This window comes from Clostridium estertheticum, assembly GCF_026650985.1.
GTDB classification, from domain to species: domain Bacteria; phylum Bacillota; class Clostridia; order Clostridiales; family Clostridiaceae; genus Clostridium_AD; species Clostridium_AD estertheticum_C.
Genome location: NZ_CP086239.1, coordinates 2,188,545 through 2,211,383 on the forward strand (window position 1 = coordinate 2,188,545; position 22,839 = coordinate 2,211,383).

18 protein-coding genes and 1 pseudogene are annotated in these 22,839 nt (G+C 32.9%); 3 read left to right on the top strand and 16 right to left on the bottom strand.

Going from position 1 to position 22,839, the window contains the following annotated elements; translation table 11 throughout:
- Nucleotides 1-58 precede the first annotated feature (58 nt).
- The 8 genes and pseudogenes from LL038_RS10610 to LL038_RS10645 all read right to left on the bottom strand — a co-directional run bounded on the left by LL038_RS10610 (nt 59) and on the right by LL038_RS10645 (nt 7,718).
- The gene (locus tag LL038_RS10610) at nt 59-1,531 is read right to left on the bottom strand and encodes an MFS transporter (RefSeq protein WP_216125459.1); all 1,473 of its coding nucleotides are present in this window, start codon (nt 1,529-1,531) and stop codon (nt 59-61) included.
- Nucleotides 1,532-1,690: 159 nt separating this feature from the next.
- The gene (locus LL038_RS10615) at nt 1,691-2,209 is read right to left on the bottom strand and encodes a flavodoxin (RefSeq protein ID WP_216125376.1); all 519 of its coding nucleotides are present in this window, start codon (nt 2,207-2,209) and stop codon (nt 1,691-1,693) included.
- Nucleotides 2,210-2,472: 263 nt separating this feature from the next.
- Nucleotides 2,473-3,330 carry an aldo/keto reductase gene (locus LL038_RS10620; RefSeq protein WP_216125374.1) on the bottom strand — a complete coding sequence of 286 codons (858 nt, stop codon included), beginning with the start codon at nt 3,328-3,330 and terminating at the stop codon, nt 2,473-2,475.
- Between the two features lie 260 nt (nt 3,331-3,590).
- Entirely contained in the window at nt 3,591-4,028 is a 438-nt protein-coding gene (locus LL038_RS10625; RefSeq protein WP_216125372.1) for a nuclear transport factor 2 family protein, read from the bottom strand.
- 220 nt (nt 4,029-4,248) lie between these two features.
- Nucleotides 4,249-4,401: pseudogene (locus LL038_RS25675) on the bottom strand (DapH/DapD/GlmU-related protein); the annotation flags it as partial.
- Nucleotides 4,402-4,894: 493 nt separating this feature from the next.
- Nucleotides 4,895-6,055 carry an aldo/keto reductase gene (locus LL038_RS10635; protein WP_216125371.1) on the bottom strand — a complete coding sequence of 387 codons (1,161 nt, stop codon included), beginning with the start codon at nt 6,053-6,055 and terminating at the stop codon, nt 4,895-4,897.
- A 200-nt stretch (nt 6,056-6,255) separates the two neighbouring features.
- Nucleotides 6,256-7,143 carry an MFS transporter gene (locus LL038_RS10640; RefSeq protein ID WP_216125370.1) on the bottom strand — a complete coding sequence of 296 codons (888 nt, stop codon included), beginning with the start codon at nt 7,141-7,143 and terminating at the stop codon, nt 6,256-6,258.
- 92 nt (nt 7,144-7,235) lie between these two features.
- Nucleotides 7,236-7,718, bottom strand: a complete 483-nt coding sequence (locus tag LL038_RS10645; protein WP_216125369.1) for a MerR family transcriptional regulator — start codon at nt 7,716-7,718, stop codon at nt 7,236-7,238.
- 191 nt (nt 7,719-7,909) lie between these two features.
- On the opposite strand from LL038_RS10645, the gene LL038_RS10650 reads away from it, so the two are divergent.
- Complete coding sequence (locus tag LL038_RS10650; RefSeq protein WP_216125368.1) at nt 7,910-8,467, top strand: hypothetical protein; 558 nt, start codon at nt 7,910-7,912, stop codon at nt 8,465-8,467.
- Nucleotides 8,468-8,596: 129 nt separating this feature from the next.
- Here the strand turns inward: LL038_RS10650 and LL038_RS10655 are convergent, their stop codons facing one another.
- The 8 genes from LL038_RS10655 to LL038_RS10690 all read right to left on the bottom strand — a co-directional run bounded on the left by LL038_RS10655 (nt 8,597) and on the right by LL038_RS10690 (nt 17,982).
- Nucleotides 8,597-9,670 (bottom strand): 4Fe-4S binding protein, encoded by a 1,074-nt coding sequence (locus LL038_RS10655; protein ID WP_216125456.1) that lies wholly within the window; start codon nt 9,668-9,670, stop codon nt 8,597-8,599.
- A 29-nt stretch (nt 9,671-9,699) separates the two neighbouring features.
- Nucleotides 9,700-11,214 (bottom strand): ABC transporter permease/substrate-binding protein, encoded by a 1,515-nt coding sequence (locus LL038_RS10660; RefSeq protein ID WP_268056057.1) that lies wholly within the window; start codon nt 11,212-11,214, stop codon nt 9,700-9,702.
- The gene (locus tag LL038_RS10665; RefSeq protein ID WP_268056058.1) at nt 11,211-12,191 is read right to left on the bottom strand and encodes an ABC transporter ATP-binding protein; all 981 of its coding nucleotides are present in this window, start codon (nt 12,189-12,191) and stop codon (nt 11,211-11,213) included. Before LL038_RS10665 ends, LL038_RS10660 begins: the two co-directional genes overlap by 4 nt.
- Nucleotides 12,192-12,301: 110 nt before the next feature.
- On the bottom strand, nt 12,302-12,730 hold the full coding sequence (locus tag LL038_RS10670; protein WP_216125873.1) for a hypothetical protein: 429 nt from the start codon (nt 12,728-12,730) through the stop codon (nt 12,302-12,304).
- Nucleotides 12,731-13,012: 282 nt separating this feature from the next.
- Complete coding sequence (locus LL038_RS10675) at nt 13,013-14,743, bottom strand: glycoside hydrolase family 28 protein (RefSeq protein ID WP_216125874.1); 1,731 nt, start codon at nt 14,741-14,743, stop codon at nt 13,013-13,015.
- Nucleotides 14,744-14,810: 67 nt separating this feature from the next.
- Nucleotides 14,811-15,674: a carbohydrate ABC transporter permease gene (locus tag LL038_RS10680; protein ID WP_216125875.1), complete on the bottom strand. Its 864-nt coding sequence runs from the start codon at nt 15,672-15,674 to the stop codon at nt 14,811-14,813.
- The gene (locus LL038_RS10685; protein ID WP_216125876.1) at nt 15,659-16,576 is read right to left on the bottom strand and encodes a carbohydrate ABC transporter permease; all 918 of its coding nucleotides are present in this window, start codon (nt 16,574-16,576) and stop codon (nt 15,659-15,661) included. Before LL038_RS10685 ends, LL038_RS10680 begins: the two co-directional genes overlap by 16 nt.
- A gap of 80 nt (nt 16,577-16,656) precedes the next feature.
- A complete protein-coding gene (locus tag LL038_RS10690) occupies nt 16,657-17,982 on the bottom strand; it encodes an ABC transporter substrate-binding protein (RefSeq protein WP_216125878.1) in 1,326 nt (441 codons plus the stop codon).
- Between the two features lie 244 nt (nt 17,983-18,226).
- Between LL038_RS10690 and LL038_RS10695 the strand changes: the two genes are divergently transcribed.
- A complete protein-coding gene (locus LL038_RS10695; protein WP_216125881.1) occupies nt 18,227-19,870 on the top strand; it encodes a response regulator in 1,644 nt (547 codons plus the stop codon).
- Nucleotides 19,871-19,923: 53 nt separating this feature from the next.
- The gene (locus tag LL038_RS10700) at nt 19,924-22,761 is read left to right on the top strand and encodes a cache domain-containing sensor histidine kinase (RefSeq protein WP_216125884.1); all 2,838 of its coding nucleotides are present in this window, start codon (nt 19,924-19,926) and stop codon (nt 22,759-22,761) included.
- The last annotated feature ends 78 nt before the right edge of the window (nt 22,762-22,839 follow it).

The following is a 22,839-nucleotide window of genomic DNA, read 5'->3' on the forward strand; positions in this document are numbered from 1 at the left end:
ATAAAGTATACTCCTGCTCTGTGTATCTATTATAACTTTGTTCAAAAGTACATAATAATTAACCAATTTCTCTTTTTTTTATTTTTAATTGTATTCCAATGTTGAAAATCAAAGCGATAGTTAACAAAACTAGTGCAATTAGCATGATATTGTGAAAACCACTATACATAATCTTTTTCATAAGTGGTAATAAATTTTTAGGCAAGTCACCTGCGCTTTGGGAATCACTTAATTTATTTAACATATCAATAGAAACTTTCCCCTTAGCTTCAGCAACCCCTTTAATTAAAGCATGATTTAGGATTACTCCATATATTGATGACATAAATGTTTGACTCAAAATACGTAAAAGGTATGCAAATGATGTTGCAATTGGAATATCTCGCTTTTCTGCATCTTCTTGTACACTTATTTGTAAAACATTAAAACTTAAACCTAGCCCAAAACCTTCAAATACCCCCGCTACTAATAAAATCCAAAATGGTGTAGTTACTCCAGCTAATGCCATACTTCCAAAGCAAATTAAAAAAGCTAATGTTCCAAAAGCAACCGTACGATATTTACCCAATCGTGATTGGATAGATGGAGCAACTATAGAACCACCAAAGTTTGTAATAGCACCTGGAATTTGAGTCACACCTCCGAGTAAGGCACTTAGTCCTAGTAATCCTTGTGCCCACATTGGTACGTAGATATTAAAACCAATAAATGCCCCCCATAAAAGAGCAAATAATATAAAATCAGCTACTAATGGACCATTTTTAAAAAGTCTATTAGGAATTATAGGATCCTCCGCCTTTTCTTCAACTTTAAATAGTACTATCAATAAAATTAAACCAACAATAATTAAGCTAATAGTCAAGCTTAGTGAACCTGTCTCTACCATTTGAATTCCTGTTAAAAGTGTTACTAAACTAATTATCATAATACCAGCACCTAAATAATCAATTTTTTGACTTGTAGAAATTCTTTTAGGCTCTTTAAAGAAAATTTGAATACTTAGGATTGAGATTAATGCAATTGGAACATTAATATAAAATACCCAATGCCAACTAAAGACATCGACTATCCAACCACCAATTAGAGGTCCAATAATCGCAGCTGCACTATAGCTTGCTGTAGCATACCCAATAACTTTCGCCCTCTTCCTTGAATTGGTATACAGGTCTGCATAAATGATAAACGGAATAGTGTTCATTCCACCTGCGCCTATTCCCATAATGGTTCTTGCAATCAAGAAAAAGATAATATTACTTGATAATGCTTGAAATATTGAACCAATCGCAAATAATAATGTCGCTATTTCATATGTTCTTCGGTTTCCGATACGTTCTCCTAATTTACTCCAAAGCGGAGTTGCTACTGCCATTCCCAATAAAAATACAGCTACTATCCAACCCATGTATTGAATTGCATGTAAATCATTTATGATTGATGGCAGGGCTGTATTGACGATTGTTCCATCTAAGCCGGCCATTGCATTCGACAATAATAGCGCCAGTGTTACAATCAAAGTTCCTTTCTTACTCATATTTGACAAATTTACTACCTTCTTTATTTTTTATGTATTTGTAGATACCCTACGTTACTATCTTTTATTCGATTTTCCTCTCTTTTTTCAACACGATAAGAGCCTATGACTGTTGTTTCATATACTCTTATCGTTATTCATTTGGAAAATATGAAATTATTATGCAATTACTTTCTTCGCCCAGGAAGCTACTTTATTCTCAGAACCAGCTGAATCTGCTCCATGCACTGCTAAACCACTTCCAAAGATTGCACCCTTACAGATTTTATTCAAATCTCTTTCGCTACTGCCAAGTCCACTTCCTTCATGTGTCATAACAGCCATAACCTTCTTACCTGACCAATCCAAACGCTCTAACTGAGTAAACATAGCCATTGGATATGTTCCCCACCAGCATGGACCACATACAAATACATTATCATATTCATCAATGTTATCAAGATACTTCTTCAATTCGGTTCTTTCATTTACATGTAATTCATCCTTTGCTTCATCAATGCATTTATAATAATCTGCATCGTACTCCCTTACTGTTTCAATTTCAAATAAATCTCCACCAACTGCGTTTTGAATGAACTCTGCTACTATTTCCGTGTTGCCTTTTTCAATAGTCTTGATACTACCATTCCAGTAATTCTGTCCTTTTCTTGAATAATAAATGATTAAATTTTTTACCATGATTTTGTCCTCCTTTTTACTCAATACTATTTTCTTCGTTTAATCATGTACTTTTAATTGTGCCAGACTAGTTGCATTTGGAATTGCAATGATTCCTTCCTGTAAATCCCAGCGTAAAATAAGGGCTTAATCACTAAATGATATAGCCACATGATGGATATTACTTCCAGCATGTGGCCTGTTTTTACACGCATGTAAAATGAATATCAATGCCCATTTTACCGCTTCTCAGAGAGGCAATTCGCTGTTTGCCTTCTTCTTTTTTAGTCTTCTGGCTTCCAATCTCCTAACTGAGCTTCCTGATCAGCAATGCTCATCACAAAATAACGGACACCCTTATCTAATTTTTTAATCTTATTCATTTCGACTTCTGTTAACTCAAAATCAAAGATATCAATATTGGCTTTCAAATGTTCTGGATTTGTTGTCTTAGGGAAGATAACATTTCCTTCCTGAATATGCCACCTTAAGATAATTTGTGCATTTGTTTTATTATATTTTTTGGCAAGTTCTGTAAAGACTGGCTCCTGCATAAGCCCTGTATCACCATGTCCAAGTGGATACCAACATTCAATCACTGTTCCTGCATCTGCAATTCTTTTCTTTAATTCATTCTGTGCATAATAAGGGTGGCACTCCACCTGCAGAACTGCTGGTTTGATTGTTGCCACAGCAAATACTTCTTCTAATCTTTCTGATTCAAAATTACTAAGGCCAATACTTCTTACTTTGCCTTCTACAACTGCTTTTTCCATCGCTTTGTATGCGCCAATATAATCACCAAACTGCTGATGAAGTAAGAGAAGATCAATATAATCAGTATCCAAACGAGCTAACATCTTATCAATTGCAACAGCTGTTGCCTCTTCTCCATATTCACTTGGCCATAATTTACTTGTAATCCATATTTCATTTCTTGGGATGCCACTTTCCTTTACTGCTGCTCCTACACCTCTTTCATTCTGATAGGCGTGAGCTGTATCAACATGACGATAGCCCACTTTAAAAGCATCTAAGCAATTCTGTTTTGTAGTCTCATCACCTGGGACCATATAAACACCAAGTCCAAACTGTGGGATTTTAAATCCATTATTTAAAGTAATATACGTCTGATTTGTCATAATAACCTTCTTTCCTGTGCAATGCACATATTAATTAATATTTTTTATGATCTATACCTGAGCGTCAAAATCAGGTCGCTGGCTTAAAAACATTTTTTCCTGTTCTTCTTCTGGCATATCAAAATAACTTTGATTTTTATCTATTGCACGAATTTACCAATCTCTAAGCGCTTCATTGCTCCATTCACATAATTTTCTCCCACATGCGAAAAGTAAGCAATTAATACTTTTTTATTTTCTAAATCCATGATTCCTCCAAATTATACATTCATTTCATGTTTCTCAGAAATAAGGAATGTAGTTCTTCTCTTTTTGAGATACCATTTTCCGTCAACCTTTTTATAAATATCACTATAACGAACATCATTTACTGTCACGATTTTCTTTCCATCCACATCATTAACAAGTGTTGCCTGACAATAAGCCGTTCCAGTAGCTTCATCACCATTCAGTGTAATGATATGCTGACCATTTATGTGATAAACAGCGATACATGGGTTAATCGTTGCTGCAAATGCTTTCACAAGTTCTTCCCTGCCGATGATATTTTGTATCCCTCCATCAAATCCCATCTGAAACTCAAGCATTCCATTTTCCAGAAATAAATCTCCCTGACTCTTTGCATCCTTTTCATCTGCAAGATTTGCAAACCTATTTACCAATTCCTGTATTTCTAATTTTTCCTGTATTTCTAACATTGTCATAATATCCTCCTTCTGCCATATTCCATATATGACTTAAACTATTATTGATTTATGTACTGAAGAGACTATGCGCTGTGTTATTGGTTCACACAAAGATGATAAACGGGAAATCACCAGAAGATTCCTGGAAATTTCAAATGAATTCTACCAGATTCCTGCAACTATACCAATTGGAGAATTGCCTAATCCTTGGTTGTTTTCAGACTTAATCTAGCTTTTTTAGTACTTTCGCTGGATTGCCTCCTACAACTGTATTGGGCTCTACATCTTTCACCACTACGGCTCCCCCTGCAATTACGGCATTTTCACCAATAGTCACTCCTGGTAAGATCATTGCTCGTGCACCAATCCATACGTTTTTCTTGATGTGGATGCCTTTACATATTAACGTATATCGGTCACTGAAATCATGATTAGTCGTTACCATTGTTACCTCGGGTCCAATCTGTACATCGTCCTCAATCGTTATGCCGCCTGCCGACATACAAGTGCAGCTATGATTGATAAACACGTTTTTTCCCAGCGTCATCTGTTTTCCAAAATCAATCTGAATTGGAGATATGATGTTCGTGCCTTCCTGTAACGGTGCTTCGAGCATCTCTCCAAACAACGGCCGTAACTCATTAAAGTCGGGCACAGTATTGTTGATTTTGAAACACAATCTCCTTGTAACATCCATGTGACTGATAGCCTCCATATATTCTTCTTCATACATACTTACGGCTTCTCCGTTTTTTAACCTTTCGAATACATCTTTTTTCTGTTCCATTTAAATTCACCCATATCCTTTCTTCTTAATTGCATCTTATTTTGATTAAATAATAAGTATAACTTTTTCACAATTTTATATTGATTTATGTCTATTCAAATAATGCCCTAACATTTTTTAATTCTTGACGAATTTTAATTCCTTGTGGACAATGACTTTCACATTTACCGCACTCTAAGCATTTATCTGCTTTTTGTGACACATCTACAAAGCCATTATAGTGAGCCTTAAGTTCTCCTTCTGTTTCTGGCGTAACAAGCATGTGATATTGATTGTAGTAAGTAAAGTTCTTAGGAATATTTACTCCTACTGGACAAGGCATACAATATTGACAACCTGTACAGTTAACTTTTGTTCTTTCTTTATACGCTTTTTTTACCGTATCCATTATTTCTAATTCTTTTTCTGTTAATGAGTTAGGTAATGCAACACTTGCAATTTTTAAGTTTTCATCGATATGCTCCATTACATTCATACCACTAAGTACTACAGATACTTCTGGATTATTCCATACCCATCTTAACGCCCATTCAACTGGAGATTCTTTGATTTCCGCTTTATCAAAAGCATTTATAACTGCTTCTGGAAGATCTTTAATTAGCTTTCCGCCTCTAAGTGGTTCCATAATAACAACTCCCAAGCCCTTATCTGCTGCATATTTTAATCCTTCTGTTCCAGCTTGAAAATTTTCATCTAGATAATTATATTGAATTTGGCAGAATGACCAATCATAGTAATCCACTATTTCTTTAAATACAGCTAAATCATCGTGAAATGAAAATCCTGCATATCTTATTCTTCCATCTTTAATGGCTGAATTTAAAAACTCATCTATTCCTAATTTCTTTAAATTCTCCCAAACACCTCTATTTAGAGCATGTACTAAGTAAAAATCTATTTTATCTGTTTGTAGACGTTCTAATTGTTCATTTAAATACTTGTCCATACCCTCTCTAGTCTTAATTAACCAACTAGGAAGCTTTGTAGCTAAATTAACTTTTTCTCTATAACCATCTTTCAAAGCTCTACCAACAAATGGTTCACTTTCTCCGCCTCTTTCCATTCCAGTTCCATGATAAGGATATGCAGTATCTACATAGTTTACTCCTTCATCAATTGCATGATGAATCATTTCTATTGCCTTTTCCTCATCAATCTTTGTTACATCTCCATAAATAATAGGTAATCTCATACATCCAAAACCTAAAGCTGAGACCTTTTCATTCGTCTTTCCTAATGTCCTATATAACATCTTTCCATCTCCCTAATTTTTAAATTTAAATAGCATCGGTCGCCACCAGTTTGGATATCCCAAAAGTTCCACATTATAGGAATCCATATTTTTTACGTGATTGGTTTCTAACTATATGCTATCACTTGGAGTGGACTCCAAGTCAAGTAGTAATTTAAATGTTTTCTGGTTAAACGCTTTTTTTGTTATATTATTTCTTGTTACTTTGCCACTAAACTATTGTTGGACGAACTTCTAATTTTAAATGAAACAGACGCAACAACTATAGCAATCGCTGCAAATACAGCTCCGGTCCAACTTAGTGTTAATATCGATGAACTTTCTAATGCGATCCCTCCGATTCCGGCGCCCGCAGCAAAGGCTAATTGCATAACTGAATTATTAAGGCTAAGCATTATTCCTGAGGCTTCTGGAGATAGCGAGATAATGTTAACCTGCTGAACTGGAGAAGGTGTCCAAATCGCTATAGCCCATAAAACAAGCAATAAAATGGTAACGACGGTTGATCCAACGATAATTGATAGTAACACAAGCGCAATTACTCGGAGCACCAGGCTGCCAATAATTGTTCTTGAGATACCGATACGATCCCCCAAGAATCCTCCAAACTTGTTTCCTACTAAGGTAGCAATATCAAAGGCAAAGAGAGCTATGCTTATCATCTGTTCGCTCATTGGTGAAATAGCCTTAAGGAAAGGAGTAATATACGAATATGGTATTGCATACCCTATGATCCAAAAGAACGTTATACCAAGAGTAAGTAATATTCTAGGACTCTTCAAAAGAGCTAGTTGCTTGCTTAGAGGTATTGCCTCCTCGCCCTCTGTAGATGGAATCGTTAATGCCACTATGAATATGGCTAGAAAGCTAAGAATACCGGTTCCCCAAAAAATTGCCCTCCAACCGAATGCCGCAGTAATAACACGACCCATTGGCAGACCTACGATTAGAGCTGCATTGAACCCAGTTGTAATTGTAGAGATAGCCCCTGATTGACGTCCGGGTGCCGCTAGTTTTGCCGCTATAGTAAAACAAGTGACATTAAAAACTCCAGTTCCTATAATAAGTATATTACCCTCGAGTAACACGAAGTCAAGAGAATTAGAATTATTTTATATTTTTTCTCAAAATTTAAAAATGCCTTAAATTAAAAAAGCACCTTAGAACTTTCAATAAAGTTCTAAGGCACCTGCTGTTTCCGAATTCGTCTGAATTGTCTATTACCCTCATCTAAAAAAGCAGCCAAATCTTCTGGTGTCGGAGCAGACTTATCCCAGTTAGCTGGATTAAGCCGATCTGGTGCTTTGCCATCCATAATTTCAATATACAAATTGGCTTTTGCTTTTAGATATCTGTACTGTTCATCTATTTCCTGCATTTTCTCCTCCAGCAACTTTTTCTGTGAAATGACGATATCATATCGCTGCGAAACAGTGTCATTCCCTTCCAAACATAGCTGAATGTATTCCTGAATCGACTTGATGGACATCCCACTGCCTCGCAGATATTTAATTGCTTGCAGCCAATACACTGATTCTCTATCAAACAATCGGTTGTTGTTCTTGTCGCGCTTCAAGGAAGGAACCATTCCTTTATCCGTGTAGTACCTTACCGTATGTTCGGAAAGACCAACTAAATCCGCCGCTTTTTTTACTGACAGCATAAAAACATCTCCCTATATAATGTATAGTAAGTATTTTGTGAAATCACCCATGTTTAGGTAAATAAATAAGTAGAAGCTCTAAGGGATGCCTTTGGGCTTTATTTTTTCATTTAAAGTATATTTTCATACATTTATCCTAATCATAATTAAATAATAAAAGAATAAAAAATATACATGAAGGATGGGTAAAAATGAAAAATACAAAAATTTCTTTAATATTAATTAGTGTTAGTATGACTATTTTACTATTTACTGGCTGTAATATGAGAAACACTACGAAAGCGCCAATAAATAATACTAATAGAAGCAACCAAATTAATAAATCTAACCAATCTATATCTACAGCAACAACGAAAACACTTTATTCTAATACTCTTAAAGAACTAGTTACTGCAAAAACAATAACAAATACCCAATCGAAAAAAGTACTTTCAGCAATAACAAAGAATATGTCACAAGGTTCAGTCACAAATAATAGTAATGTAGCAACACCTAATACAGGAACAACAGGAACACCAGGAGCAACAGGATCAACAGGTACAACAGGATCAACAGGAACACCAGGTACAACAGATACAACAGGAACAGGCACAACAAATTCAACAAACCAAATTGAGACAACAAATAATACTAATGTAATTAATGGATTAAACTCATTAGTTAAAAGTAAAGTAATTACTCAAGTGCAGGCTGATACAATACAGCAAAAAATTCAAACAAACTTGGAGAATATGCAAATTAGTAAATAAAGATACTGCTTAATGTGTATGATTTATATCCCCAAAGTAGACAAACAAATAAAATGTACCAAGAGAGAGAGTAATATAATTTATGTATTACTCTTCTTTTAATTCTGACAACATAAAACAAGAAATTTCTTATTTTATGTTATTTGATATCCAATTTGAAAATTTTGTTGAATAACCCAGTGTTTTAACTGGGCAGACATCTACACAGTGGCCACAACCAACACAACGTATGTTTATTACTGCATCTCCGCTTTGAGCCTTGCTCTTAATATCAATCGACATTGGACATGCCAAATTGCATTGGCCACATTGTATACATTTTGACTTGTTTGTAATAATTCGTTGACCAGCTATTTTCCCAAGGAAAGATAAAACTGTCCCTAATGGACAATAATAGCAATAACCTCTACCAATAAAAGCCACCCAAAAAAACATTGCTATCATCAGTTCTGTAGTGAGATACTTATAATTTTCAATTTTACTAATTATCTTAAAATTTTCTGTTATTGGTGTTCCTAATAATAACAGGATCCACCAAACAGTAAAAAACACTGAAATCAATAGAAATACCCATCTTAAAATCGAAAAAATTTTAATTACTATTGGCTTTGGTTTTTTATTTTTCCCAATTAGAGGAATTACTGGATCAAATATTTCCGAAGCAAACCCATTAAACAAACATAGGGTTGAACATTGCAATCGCCTACCAAATAATAAAGTTCCTACTAAAACAACAATGCTGACACAGACATAAAATATAAGAGCAGCTGATATACCAGCTTCTCCCCAAATTGGATAACTACTAAGATAAAAAGACGATTTCGGATATAGCAGCTGTAAGGGTATCGTTGTCCATGGCAATGGCATAGCAAAGAAATATAATTCTTTGTTATTAAGTAGTATAGGAGCAGTAATATGTACAATTAGTGCAGAAACTATAAATCCAATTAGGTTTCTTTTTCTCATTACTGACCTTTTAGAAGTTCCGATAATTCTAATTGTAAGGAAACTGCCAATAATTATGAATAAAGTCTTTACCCAGTTTTCATAAAATTGCCAGAGCCACGTTATAAATAATGCTACTTTGGGTGTGGCTCTACTTGCATATCCATAATTTAATCCAGCTATTAAAATACATAAGATTATATATATCCAGAGAATAGCCTTTAGAATTCTAAGTTCAATATTTTTATTAGATTCCATCAATTTCTAGCCCCCCTTAAATTTCAATGCTATTTTAATAAGCCTTCTTTTTTAAGGTACTCTTTTGCAACTTCTAAGGCTGATTCACCTTTTACATTAACCCTATAATTCATATTACTCATTTCAGCATCTGTAATCTTGCCAGCTAATTTATTCAATGGCTTACTAAGCTCCGGATAATTCTTAAGTGTTTTCTTAAGCATAAGTGGTGCACCTTGATATGGCGGGAAAAATTGTTTATCATCTTTTAATACTTTCATATTATATTGTGAAAGTTCACTATCTGTAGAATAAGCATCCACCAAGTTAATATCACCAGCTTTTATGGCAGTATAACGTAATTTAGGTTCCATAGTCTTTATATTATCAAAATTCACTCCATAAATCTTTTGAATACCTTTATAACCGTCTTCGCGATCAGTAAACTCAAGTGTAAATCCTGCTTTAATTTTATCCTCTACATTTTTTAAATCTGATATATTATTAAGTTTATATTCTTTTGCAAAGCTATCTGGTACTGCAATAGCATAAGTATTGTTGTACTTCATAGGTTCTAGAAGTTCCATACTAAAATTTTTATCCATGCCAATACGTGCTTGCGCGTATACCTGATTTGGAATATGGCTTTTTGCTTTCTCTTTTACAAATGTTTCAAGTGCTGTACCTGTAAATTCTGGATATATATCAATATCTCCTGATTTTAAGGCATTAAAAAGGAAGCTAGTTTTACCCATTCCAGGTTTTAACTTTACAGTAAGGTTAGTTTCATCTTCAATCATTAGCTTATACATATTAATTAATATTTCAGGCTCTGAACCAAGTTTACCTGCAATAGTAATTTCTTTTTTTTGTGCAAAAAAATATGGAGTAATAACAACAGATGCAATAATAATACTTCCTAAAGCTATAGCTATCATTGATCTTTTCAAAGAAACTTTTTCTAGAAAACTGAGTAAAGCATCAAAAATAATTGCTAGAAGTGCCGCTGCAATTGCTCCAACTAGGATCAAGTTATTGTCATTACGATCAATTCCAAGAAGAATCAGCTCTCCAAGTCCACCAGCGCCAATTAAAGCTGCAAGTGTTGCCGTACCAATAACGAGTACCATCGATGTCCTTACTCCCGCCATAATAACAGGCATTGCAAGTGGTAATTGAACCTTAAAAAGTTGCTTACGTCTATTCATACCCATACCTTCAGCTGCCTCAATTAATATAGGATCAATCTCTTTTATTCCGGTATATGTATTTCTAAGTATAGGTAAAATAGCATATATAACTAGGGCAATAACAGCTGGTACCTGTCCAATTCCTACAAGTGGAATAAGTATTCCAAGAATAGCAAGAGAAGGTATTGTCTGAAAAATAGACGCTATCTGTAATAACGGTCCTGCGAGCCGCTTATGTCTTGTTATATATATACCAAGTGGGACTGCAATAATTACAGCGATAAGTATAGCTATAAACGAAATCTGCATATGTTCAAGAAGTGCCGTACCTAATTGCTGCCTACGCTGCATTAGTGTTGAAATTAGTGTATTCATGAGATTTCACCACCTTTTTCAAGTTTTTGCGAGATAAATTTAATTAAGTGCTCATGATTTATAGTTCCAATAATTTCTCCCAAATGATTTACTGGAACGTCTTTCTCATTTTCCAATCGCTTAAGTAAGTTCTCTATAGATTCAGTATCGCTAATGCTTAGATTACCATCGCCTGATTTGTAAGATTCACAAAATCCAGCATCTAACATATCCCTTACTTGATAAGGCTTACTAAATATAGAAGTGTTATAACCATTACCCGACTTAAAAAAGTTCTTAACAAAATCATTTTTGGGGCTTTTCAAAATATTTGTTGGTGTATCACACTGAACAATTTCCCCATCTTTCATTACACAAATTCTATCACCAAGAGCTAATGCTTCTTGCATATCATGAGTTACAAAAACAATAGTTTTTTTAATCTTCTTTTGTAGGTTAACAATATCTTGTTGTAATTTTTTACGACTAATTGGGTCTAGTGCACTAAAAGGTTCATCCATCAAAAGAATAGCTGGATCAGCTGCTAGTGCCCGAATTACTCCTATTCTTTGCTGCTCTCCACCTGAAAGTTCACTTGGCTTTCTATGACGATATTTATCTGGCTTAAGACCAACGCTTTCCAAAAGTGTTGTGATTCTATCCTTAATCTTACGTTTATCCCACTTTTTAAGTTCTGGTACAATAGCTATATTTTCTTCAATTGTCATGTGAGGAAAGAGTCCAATTTGTTGAAGCACATATCCTATGCCCCATCGTAATTCATGGATATTATATTCACTTATCTTTTTTTCATTTATATAAATTGTACCATCACTTAATTTTATCAAACGATTTATCATTTTAAGTGTTGTAGTTTTTCCACATCCACTTGGTCCTATAATTACAAAAAATTCTCCTTTTTTAATTTCAAGACTTAAAGAATTAACTGCAATATTACCACCGGGATAAATCTTTGATACCTTATCAAATTTAATCATATAGTTTCTCCTTTATTATCAATTAAAAACATCAAAAAAGTAGTTATGAATCACCAATTTAATAGTAAACATCATAACTACCCTTATTAAACTCTTTTTAATAATATAAACTAACTTGTTTGTTTGCTAAGAATTTTAGGTTCATCTTTAATATAATTATTTATCATTTGTAATGCATTTGGATTAATATATTTGATATCAACCAAATCTTTATCATCTACAACAATATCATTTTTCCATACACTATATAAGTCTATTTTTATAAAGTCAAAATATTCCTCATTCTTGTTATACAATTCTTGTAAATCTTGATCATTGGGAAAAGCTCTAATACCATCATATTTAAGTAATATATTCATCATTTCATTTGGGCATAAATCAAAAGTCTCTTCAATACTCACAGTTTTAGTTTGCAATACTTTTATTAACTTCACTAAATCTTTTTCTGATAATTCCGATTTAATATATAACTCCTCATTTTCTTTAATACAAGTATGGACTAGTTTAAATACACTGACTCTCTTTTGATTTTTTTTCATTCCCAGCCTCCTAAATGATAAATTATTATAAGGTAAATTATACTTTGTGTAGTTCTCTTTAGTATTATTCAAAAATATAGTTAATTATTATATAATATCAAAAAATATGAAAAAGTGTGTGAACTTTTTTTGAATTTTAAAATATTTCTAAATTAAATCATTTATAAGCAATTTCAATCCTGATTCCATAAAAAATGCTCCCCTTTCAAGTAACAGATTTTTATTACTAATCTATCTACTTTAAGGGGAGCACATCCGAATCTTACTAACCATTTATGATAATTATTCTCCTAATTGTTCTTGAATATTGATGCAGCCTGTTTTAGTTATACCATTTTTAAAGCTACAGTTCTTAAATAATACATTTTCACAAAAATTCAAATTTGCCTTATAGAAACTGCACTTAGTAAATTGTAAATCTTTTAAATAAGAAACACTGCTTCCAAAATTGGCGCCATTAAGATCTAAAATATAAGTTGAATTTCCTTCTGGAGCAGTAAGATTGTCAAACTTAAAGTTGGATATATCCGGTAATGAGACTCCCTGCGTTGCTCCAGCCTGTTTGTCATAGTTTGTAATTACTGAAATCTTATTGCATATAGAATCTCTTACTTTCAAATTTCGAATATATCCTCCTCTAGATGGACTGACTTTTACTCGGATACCAGGGTTCGTGGCTTTAGTATTGATGTCAACTGGAACAAGTGTGCAATCTTCAGCAAATACATCGCTTATTCCTCCAGACATTTCACTTCCGCAAGTAATGCCACCGTGACCAGCATTAAACACGCAACCACGATAATAGATGTTTGTGGAAGGACGTCCAATTTCGCGACCTTCTGCATCCTTTCCAGATTTAATTGCAGAACAGTCATCACCAGTAGTAAAACTATTTTCTAACATGTAGATATTAGTGGATGAATTGGGGTTGAACCCGTCACCATTATGCACAGTTGTCGTTATATCAAGATTATAAGATGTAATATAACTGCTATACACTGGCACTATAGTCCACATCATTCCGTTTTGAATGTGAATTCCATCCATGTAAACATTGGAACAATTTTTTAGACTAATTAAGCTACCACCACCATAATGTGATGCCTTGTTATTTACCGTATCAGCACAAAATGCATCATATGCTACTCTAAGTGCTAAGCCATTACTTTTGTCACCAATAGTACCTTCACCCAAAATTTTAATGTTCTGGGTAGTTGCACCTTTATTATGATCCATATTACCAGCATTTAATAAACTTGAAAAAGCTGGATTTCCGAGTGTTGGACTATTAGGATCATAAATATCTTCAATGTCATGTCTTGCAGAAGTAAATGGATAATCTTTTAACTCTGAACTCGGTATAAGCTGAGCATTCTTAGCTACATAAAAGGTCATATCAGAATGAAGATACAAGGCTCCACTTAAATATTTCCCTTCAAGCAAAAGCACAGTTCCTCCCTTAGGACAAGCATCAATTGCCTTCTGAATTGATTCTGTATCCTTTGTTATACCATTACCAACTGCGCCGTAATCTTTTATATTTAAGATTTTTCCTGTTTTTTCTGTCTTAATTGTAACTTCATTGCTGCTTATAGACTCAAATTCATTGACATCATGGGCCTTTATAACATACTTATATTTAGTATCCTCATTGAGTCCTTGTACTTTATAATAGGTTTTATCTGTTTCACCAATTTTTTTGTTACCACTATAAATTGTATAACCTGTTATATTAGAATATTCAGCTGGCTTTTCCCAAATCAATACTATGGACTTATCTGTTGCTGAAGCCGGTGATTTACGCAAATTACTTGGTGCATAACGGCTTTCCTTAGTAATACTAGCTATTTTCATTTTTGTACTTAAGTTAACAGTACTTATGGAATTTGTAATTGACGCTTCTGCTTCTCCAGCTGCATATACAATATGTTGATTGAACAAGATGGGCACTGTGCACATAAAAGCCATAAGAAATAATGAGATAATTTTTTTCTTATTCCACACATGTTTCATATAATAATCTCCCTTGAATTATTGTAGTGTAAACACTATCTTTGTTTTATTTATTTAAATCCTTAACCTACCCCTTTATCCCAGTTGAAGATATACCCTCAACAAAATACTTCTGAATGCATGAAAACAAAATAATTATTGGAAGAACAGCTATACAGACACCTGCCATTTGCAGTGATGTATCAGCTGAATATTCACTTTGAAAAGACTGAAGTCCAACGGTTAGTACTTGTTTTTCTATCGGAGTTATAAATACAGATGGATTAATATAATCATTCCAAGACCATATGAAAATAAATAGTACCATTGTCATTATGGCTGGCTTTGCTAGTGGTAGAATTATGCTTCTGTATATTTTAAAATGGCTACAGCCATCAATTAATGCTGCCTCCGATAGTTCCATAGGTATCGCCATAAAGAATTGTCTAAGTAAAAATACAAAGTATACTCCAAACAATGACGGCACAATAAGCACCCAAAGTGAATCTGTAAGGCCCATAGATCTATAGAGCAAATATCTTGGAACAATTGTTGTATCTGGGGATATCATCATCGCAGACATAATAATTACGAATAATAAATCTCTGTGCTTGAAACGCAGTCTTGCAAAAGCATAAGCCGCCATTGACACAACTACTATTTTTAATGCTATAGTTAAAATAACCACAAAAACTGAATTCAAAAACCATTTGAAATATAGTGGGTCTTTTAAAAGCGCCTCATAATTACCAAGGTAAATATTTTTAGGTATCACCTCAAAAATATTTGCAAAAGCAACAGCAGAATGTTTAAAAGAAGCTGAAATCATAAGTATAAATGGAATTATCATCAATATAGCGAATAAAATCATGAATATTGTCAATAGTATTTTGTTGACTTTACTCTTTTTTAAAGTTGTTCTGTGTTTAAATTTAGTTAATAATGTACCCATCTTTTCTGCCCCTTCCATTGTATAAGTGTTACTACTAAAATAATTAGAAATAATAACATTGCCTGAGCCGATGCATAACTGAATTTGTTGTATTCAAAGGCCTGCTGATAAATATTAAGTACCGCCACCCTTGAAGCATTTCCAGGCCCGCCATCTGTCATTGTTTTAACAATAGCATAGTTCTGAAAAGAATTTATAATGCTTGTTATTACCATTGCAAATATGGTTGGAGAGATCATTGGTATTGTAATTTTGGTGATTTTGGTAAATATAGAAGCTCCTTCTACATCTGCTGATTCATAAAGTTCTTTTGATACATTATTAATAGCAGCCATATACACTACCATTTGGAATGCAAGATCCTTCCATATTGAAATTCCAGCAATTGTTGGAAGCGATGTATTCTTTCCAAATAACCACATAGGTGGATTATTAATACCCAATGATTTTAAAAGCTCGTTTATTGGTCCACCGAATGGGTTGAGTAGAGTTCCAAATAAAATGGCTACTGCAACAATGTTAGCTACATATGGCATAAAAATCATTGTTCTGATAGCAGTCCTAAGATACAATTGCCTAGTTATGAGTAAAGCAAGGACAATGGCAATTATGTTAAGAAGTGGAACATAATAAAGAGTATATAACATTGATCTTCCGTAAGCCATAATCGCATCACTATCTTTGAAAATATTTATATAATTCTCAAATCCAACAAATTTTATGGATGCAAAATCTGTGATACCTCTCAGTGAGTTTAAGTTTATAAAACTCATTACAACAGTTGATATAATAGGAATTAATTCAAAGATTAAATATCCTATCATAAATGGAGCTAGAAAAAAGATTGCAATTCCGCCTTCCTGTTTTTCCATTGACCCCTTTGTCTTCATTTTAAATTGCATGGCATTCACCTCTCTATTGTAAAATAATGCTGGCATGATACCAATTAGATATCACACCGGCTTACTTGATTTATCTGTTACTATTTCTGTGCACTCTTAATTTCAACATCAGCTTGTTTCTTAATCTCTGCAGTTATATCTTTTGCAGATTTTTGACCACTTAAATATAGGGGTACTTCCTTCTTAATTATTGCCTTATATTGTGAAGGAATAGATCCAGTAATCTTTTCAGCTTTAAAGCCGAGGCCATTATTAATTAACGCGTCGTATAACTCTTTAGATGTTACGCTGTTACCAGATTTGCTTGCTATATCACTGAACAATTTTAAATAATTGTCTTTTGAAAAGTCTTGAAGTGCTGGAAGTTCATTAGTTATTTTATACTGATTTTCACCTATATAAGTAGCTAATTTGAAGGCAGCTTCCTTATTTTTAGAATTTTTGTTTATAACCGTATAGCCTACCGCACCAACATTATTCTTTGAGTTTGCATCTGGAACTGGAACTTGAGTTATACCCCATTTCCAATCCCTTGGATACTTAGTTGTATCAGTCAAATTTGCAAATAACCACGTACCCGTAAAACACATACCATAATTGCCATTAACAAAGCTCTCTGCTGGAAGCTTTTTTGATTCATACTCCAAATAACTTGGCTGAACCTTTAAATTACTTCCTAAGTCTCCATAAAACTTCAATGAATCTGCAAATGCAGGATCATCAAAATTTGAAGTACCATCCTTCTTATATCCACTTATCCCTTTTTGGGTTGCTATCATATAAAAGTTAGCATCGAAATCATTCATAAATGAGCCATATATCTTCTTCGCAGGATTAGTAAGCTTTTTCGCAGTTGATATATATTGGTCCCATGTCCAATATCCACTTGGATAAGGTACGCCTGCATCATCAAAAATCTTTTTATTGTAAAATACTGACCAGTAGGTTGGAGAACTTGGTATTCCATAATTTTTTCCATTAACCTTGTAAAGGTACTTTCCATAGTTTTTAACTAAATCATATTTATTTTGTTCTGCAACATCATCTAGTGGTAATATAGATCCATTAAGAGCATATTTAGCTTGTGAAATTTGGTTTGTAGTAAAAAAGACATCCGTAGTATCACCAGACATAAGAGATATATCGATTTTCTTTTCATAATCAGACATATCTCCTTGTATAGTTTGAAGTTTAACTTTTATTCCAGTCTTCTCAGTAAAATTTTTAAAAAGAGTTCCGAACTGCGAGTTCTCATCACGTACTTTATACGTAAATACCGTTACCTCATTCGCTGCCTTGTTCGTTGATGATTCTTTGCTTCCTGAAGCTTTGTTAGAGCATCCTGCGAAACTACCCGCAACTAGTGTAGTTGCCAACAATAAAGGAAAAATTTTTTTAATGTTCATCTTTAATCCCCCTCGAATATTGTAATCGTTTAACATTTCATAAATATATTATAACAGTTTGAATTTTAAATTTTAATAGGACATTTCTTTGATTTCTTTATGTTTTTTGTTTTATTTATTATAATCATTACACCTGCGTTTAATTTCATAGATTGTTACATATATACATTTTGTGTAAATAATTCCTTTATGATATAATAAATAAAAGCATTGTATAAATTCGATATTCTTAGGAGGTATAGCCTTGAATAATCCTTATAAGATCATGATTGTTGATGATGAATTTTTTATTTGCGATGGTCTTATGTCCTTTCATTGGAAAGATCTTGGCTTCAATGCAGTAAGCTGTGCTTACAATGGAGAAGAAGCTTTGGAACTGTTAAATAAGGAATTAGTTGATGTAATTATAACTGATATAAAAATGCCTTTTATGGATGGTATTGAGCTTATGAAAAGAGTCCATTCTCAATTTCAGAATATAAAGATTGTATTACTAACAGGCTATAAAGAATTTGACTATGCAAAAGCCGCTATAAAGTCAGGGGTTAGTGAATATTTACTTAAACCAGTAAACATAAATGAATTAACTTCAATTTTCAAACATTTAAAAAAGGAACTAGATAAAGAAAGTAAAATACCAAAAATGTTAAAAACTTATGAAAAACAAATTAATGAAAGTCTGCCTTTAGCAGCAGAGAAATTCTTAAAAGACATAGTAGAAGAAAAGGTTTACGATTTAGATGAGATAAATGAGAAAATAAATCTGTTAGAGCTGAATTTAAATTATAAATCTTATAGTTGCGCTATTTTTCAGTCACAGTATATTTCAGATCTCTGGCAAAATGAGAATAAGCGTATAAGAAATTCATCTATATTCCAAAACATAAGTCAATATCTTAAAATTAATAACCTGGGTTATTTTTTCATTAACCATAATTTCGAAATAGTTATATTCTTTAATTTCAATGTTCCAGAACACATAAAATGTGAACGTGAATATCTAAAGGAAAAGCTTGAAGCTTTGAAGGCTTTAATATATAACTCCTTAAGCGAGATTCCAGATGGAGCAATATGGGTTGGTGTAGGCAACATTTATAAGAATATTCTTTCGACTGCTAACTCATATAAAGAAGCTACACGGTGTTTAAAAAGAAGATACTTTGATACAAAAACAACTATTTTCTGCTGTTGGTTATATAATATTTCATCAAGTTTAGTTGCTGAATACCCCTACGAAATAGAGAATCTTCTTATTGATTCCATCATTGAAGGTAATAGTAATGATAGTCTGACTCACTTTAAAGAGTTATGGGGAAACTTCTCGCATGATTTGAAATGTTTGGCTCCTGAGTCTATCCAGGATTATACAATACAGCTACTAAATATGATTGACAGAAGACTGAACAAACATGGCACTTCGGTAAGAGAATGTGTACAAGTCCCACCTCCATTTACCTGTTTTGTTTCAGGCATTAAATCTTTTGCGGTTTTGGAAGTGTCTATGGAAAATGTTATTTCCAAAATATGCGAAGTCACAAGAAAGATAAACAATAACGTTCATTCATCTTCATACTTATCAATTCAAACAGCAAAAAAATATATTGAGAGTAATTACACAAAAAAAATCACTTTAAATCAGGTAGCCGATATGGTATTCCTAAGCCCAAGCTATTTCAGTATTCGGTTTAAGAAAGAAACCGGCTTAAACTTTGTAGATTATCTAAAAGAATTGAGGATTAATAAAGCAAAAGAGCTACTAAAACGTTTTGATTTAAAAATCTATGAAATAGGTAACCTGGTTGGCTATGGGGATGCCACCTACTTTGCCAATACCTTTAAAAATTGTACAGGAATGACGCCTCTTAAATATAGGCGTAAATTAACTTAAAAATTGATCGACCATCATCTTTAATTATCTTATAATTGGATTGGAGATTTTTTATGAAATTACTGCATGTATTATTTGAAAAAATAAAGTGTTACTGCATTAGTCTATATTCAAATAGGAGCATAAGAAAAAAGCTGTTTCTTTCTTCAGTGCTACTTATGGTTACAGTTGTTATTACCTTTTCAGTACTTTCCTATAGAGTAGTAACAAATATTTTTGTAAAAAGGCAGGTAGACTATTATGAAAGTTCCTTGAAACTTTCCACCGAATACTTTAATAATAATTTCATTGATATAGACGATGGTATAAAAAAACTACACAATAGCACGATTATTAATAAATATCTCTCTAATCATGTTGACAATACTGATTTTGCTAAAATTAACAGTTCATTATCAGGTATTAATGATGAACTTAATACAGTGTTTTTATCTCAGAACTATATTGATAAAATCATACTTCTTGGCTCCAATGATATGTCTTATATATTCGGAATGGATAAACAAGGGTCATACTTAGGTGATGACTTTAGCTTCAAGAATTTTTCCGGAAACAATCATCCCCTCAGCGATGATAAAAATGAAGGAATACCCTTTTATTACAAATATAATAAGAAAAATTTAAATTCTAGCATCACAGAAGATAATATTAGTAATACAATCAAAAATAATATTACTTATGTTCGCAAACTCAGAAATGCTAATAATAATGTTATAGGTATGATAATCATAACATTTAAACCCGCGGTTATAACTGATTTGTTTTCAGATTTCGGGGAAGGATCAAATCTCTATTTGCTTGACCCAGACAGCACTGAGATACTGTCAGACAACGTAGAGGATGTAGACATAAAATATCACACTTTTAAGCAAACACAAGATATATTTTATACTTTCGAGAAAAAAACCGGATCACAAAGCCTCTTAACCTACTACACTTTATCCTTAAGTAATCTTCAAATAGTAATTAAAACACCTATCTCTCAGGTGTATCCTGATTTCTCTAGGATAAGGACTTATTTAATATTCTACGGTATTTCATGTATAATTACAGTCATTATACTCTCCTATTTTTTATCAAGAAAGCTATCCATACCGCTAATTAATCTAGCTAATACAATTACCAAGGATATGCCTAGCAATCCTTGCGACCTTAAGTCTGAACATTTATTTCCTCTCCAGAATTATGGGCTACGTACAAAACTCATTGCCTATTTTTCAATGACTGTAATACTTCCAATCATACTTTTTAGTTCTTTACTTATTTATAATTATTACATACTTTACTATGATAAAGTTACAGGACTAACAGTGAATACTGTTGCTAAGGTAAGAAAATATATTGATTATAATTTCAATAATTATAACTATATAACAAGCCAATTTGTTTATGATGATACATTTCAACATTCCTGGCCTGAATCTGAAACTGATAGAGTATCAAAGAGCGGTTCATCAACTATTAGAAACATGTTTTCAGATATTAAAAGATCCAGAAGCGAGTTTTTCTCAGTAAACTTATATAATGTTAAAGGTGACAATATATATTCAGATATTAACCTAGATACCTTTCCTGTATCCGATGTTATGAAAAATACAATTGGGGAACTTAAATTTCTAGGAGTCCAAAAAAATTATTACAAAAAATCTGTATTGGTATTTGCAAGAAAAATCAGGGGCCTTCAATACATTAATAGGCCTACTATAGGCTATGCGGTATTCTTTGTTGAGCAGAGTTATCTAGACAGTATCTATCAAATTCTTGGCTCCGATATTGCAAAGGATATCATTCTTATGGATAGCTCCTCAAATATTATTACCCAAAACAATATGGGGCCTATCGCTTCCTTGCTCCATTCTGACAGTTATATTTCTAAAACAGCTAGAGGTTTAGAATACTTTACACTTACTTATGCATCCAAGTCATATGTAATAATTCAAAATAGCTCTGATAGTTTTATGTACAAAGTTGCTTGTGTAATTCCTTTAAATGAAATAACGTCCATGATACTTCCACTGCTTTGGTATGTACTTTATATTTTACTTGCTTATTCCGTTGTTATTGTGCTAATTACTTCATTTTTCTCTTCAAGTATAGTTAAGCCTTTAAAAAAATTACTTTCATTAATGAAAAAAGGTGACTTAGAAGAATTAATGAGTTATAAAAGGAAGGACGAAATTGCAATTTTATCTCAGCAGTTTAATAAATTAATCCTAGAAAATTATCAATCAAAGCTGCGAGAGAGCCAACAGCTTTATTTAGAAAAAGAAATAGCACTTACCTCTCTTCAGCAGCAGATTAATCCTCATTTTCTTTACAATACATTAGAAATTATTAAATGGATGGCTTACAAAAAGGGCGCTGAGGATATTTGTAACATGGTAACCGCACTTGGAAATTTCTTTAGAGGAAGTGTCTCTACTGGAAATGAGCTTATCACTTTTGCAGAAGAAATTGAGCATCTGAAAAGCTATATATATATTCATGAAATACGTTGTGGTGGCCGTTCTGAAATCCTACTCGACATAGAAGAAGAAATGAAAGTCTGCAAAACAGTAAAGCTCATTCTTCAACCACTTGTAGAAAACTCAATAAAACATGGTATAGATAGTATCCGTCATAAAGGTATTATAACCCTTCATGGCTATATTATGAATGGAAGAGTAAATATAGAGATTTCTGACAATGGTGTTGGCATGTCTAAGGAGAAGTTAAAGTCACTTATGGATAATCTTGAACATGACACTTTCGATAGCAAGAAAAATGGCATTGGATTATCAAATGTGTACAGAAGAATTATGCTTTGCTTTAAGGACCAGGCCGTCTTCTCAATTGACAGCCGTGAGAATATAGGGACTTGCATTAAAATATCATTCCCGGCAGTAAAATAGATATTACCATTATTATAGAATGCTAAAAGGGACAACTATACTCAAGTTATGGTAATTATGGTATAATTACCATAATTG

Coding starts and splice junctions, on each gene's coding strand:
- LL038_RS10690 (WP_216125878.1), bottom strand. CDS start 17,982: ATGAACATTAAAAAAATTTTTCCTTTATTGTTGGCAACTACACTAGTT.
- LL038_RS10660 (WP_268056057.1), bottom strand. CDS start 11,214: ATGAATACACTAATTTCAACACTAATGCAGCGTAGGCAGCAATTAGGT.
- LL038_RS10670 (WP_216125873.1), bottom strand. CDS start 12,730: ATGAAAAAAAATCAAAAGAGAGTCAGTGTATTTAAACTAGTCCATACT.
- LL038_RS10680 (WP_216125875.1), bottom strand. CDS start 15,674: ATGGGTACATTATTAACTAAATTTAAACACAGAACAACTTTAAAAAAG.
- LL038_RS10655 (WP_216125456.1), bottom strand. CDS start 9,670: ATGGAATCTAATAAAAATATTGAACTTAGAATTCTAAAGGCTATTCTC.
- LL038_RS10700 (WP_216125884.1), top strand. CDS start 19,924: ATGAAATTACTGCATGTATTATTTGAAAAAATAAAGTGTTACTGCATT.
- LL038_RS10625 (WP_216125372.1), bottom strand. CDS start 4,028: ATGTTAGAAATACAGGAAAAATTAGAAATACAGGAATTGGTAAATAGG.
- LL038_RS10685 (WP_216125876.1), bottom strand. CDS start 16,576: ATGCAATTTAAAATGAAGACAAAGGGGTCAATGGAAAAACAGGAAGGC.
- LL038_RS10665 (WP_268056058.1), bottom strand. CDS start 12,191: ATGATTAAATTTGATAAGGTATCAAAGATTTATCCCGGTGGTAATATT.
- LL038_RS10675 (WP_216125874.1), bottom strand. CDS start 14,743: ATGAAACATGTGTGGAATAAGAAAAAAATTATCTCATTATTTCTTATG.
- LL038_RS10610 (WP_216125459.1), bottom strand. CDS start 1,531: ATGAGTAAGAAAGGAACTTTGATTGTAACACTGGCGCTATTATTGTCG.
- LL038_RS10620 (WP_216125374.1), bottom strand. CDS start 3,330: ATGACAAATCAGACGTATATTACTTTAAATAATGGATTTAAAATCCCA.
- LL038_RS10645 (WP_216125369.1), bottom strand. CDS start 7,718: ATGCTGTCAGTAAAAAAAGCGGCGGATTTAGTTGGTCTTTCCGAACAT.
- LL038_RS10650 (WP_216125368.1), top strand. CDS start 7,910: ATGAAAAATACAAAAATTTCTTTAATATTAATTAGTGTTAGTATGACT.
- LL038_RS10635 (WP_216125371.1), bottom strand. CDS start 6,055: ATGTTATATAGGACATTAGGAAAGACGAATGAAAAGGTCTCAGCTTTA.
- LL038_RS10615 (WP_216125376.1), bottom strand. CDS start 2,209: ATGGTAAAAAATTTAATCATTTATTATTCAAGAAAAGGACAGAATTAC.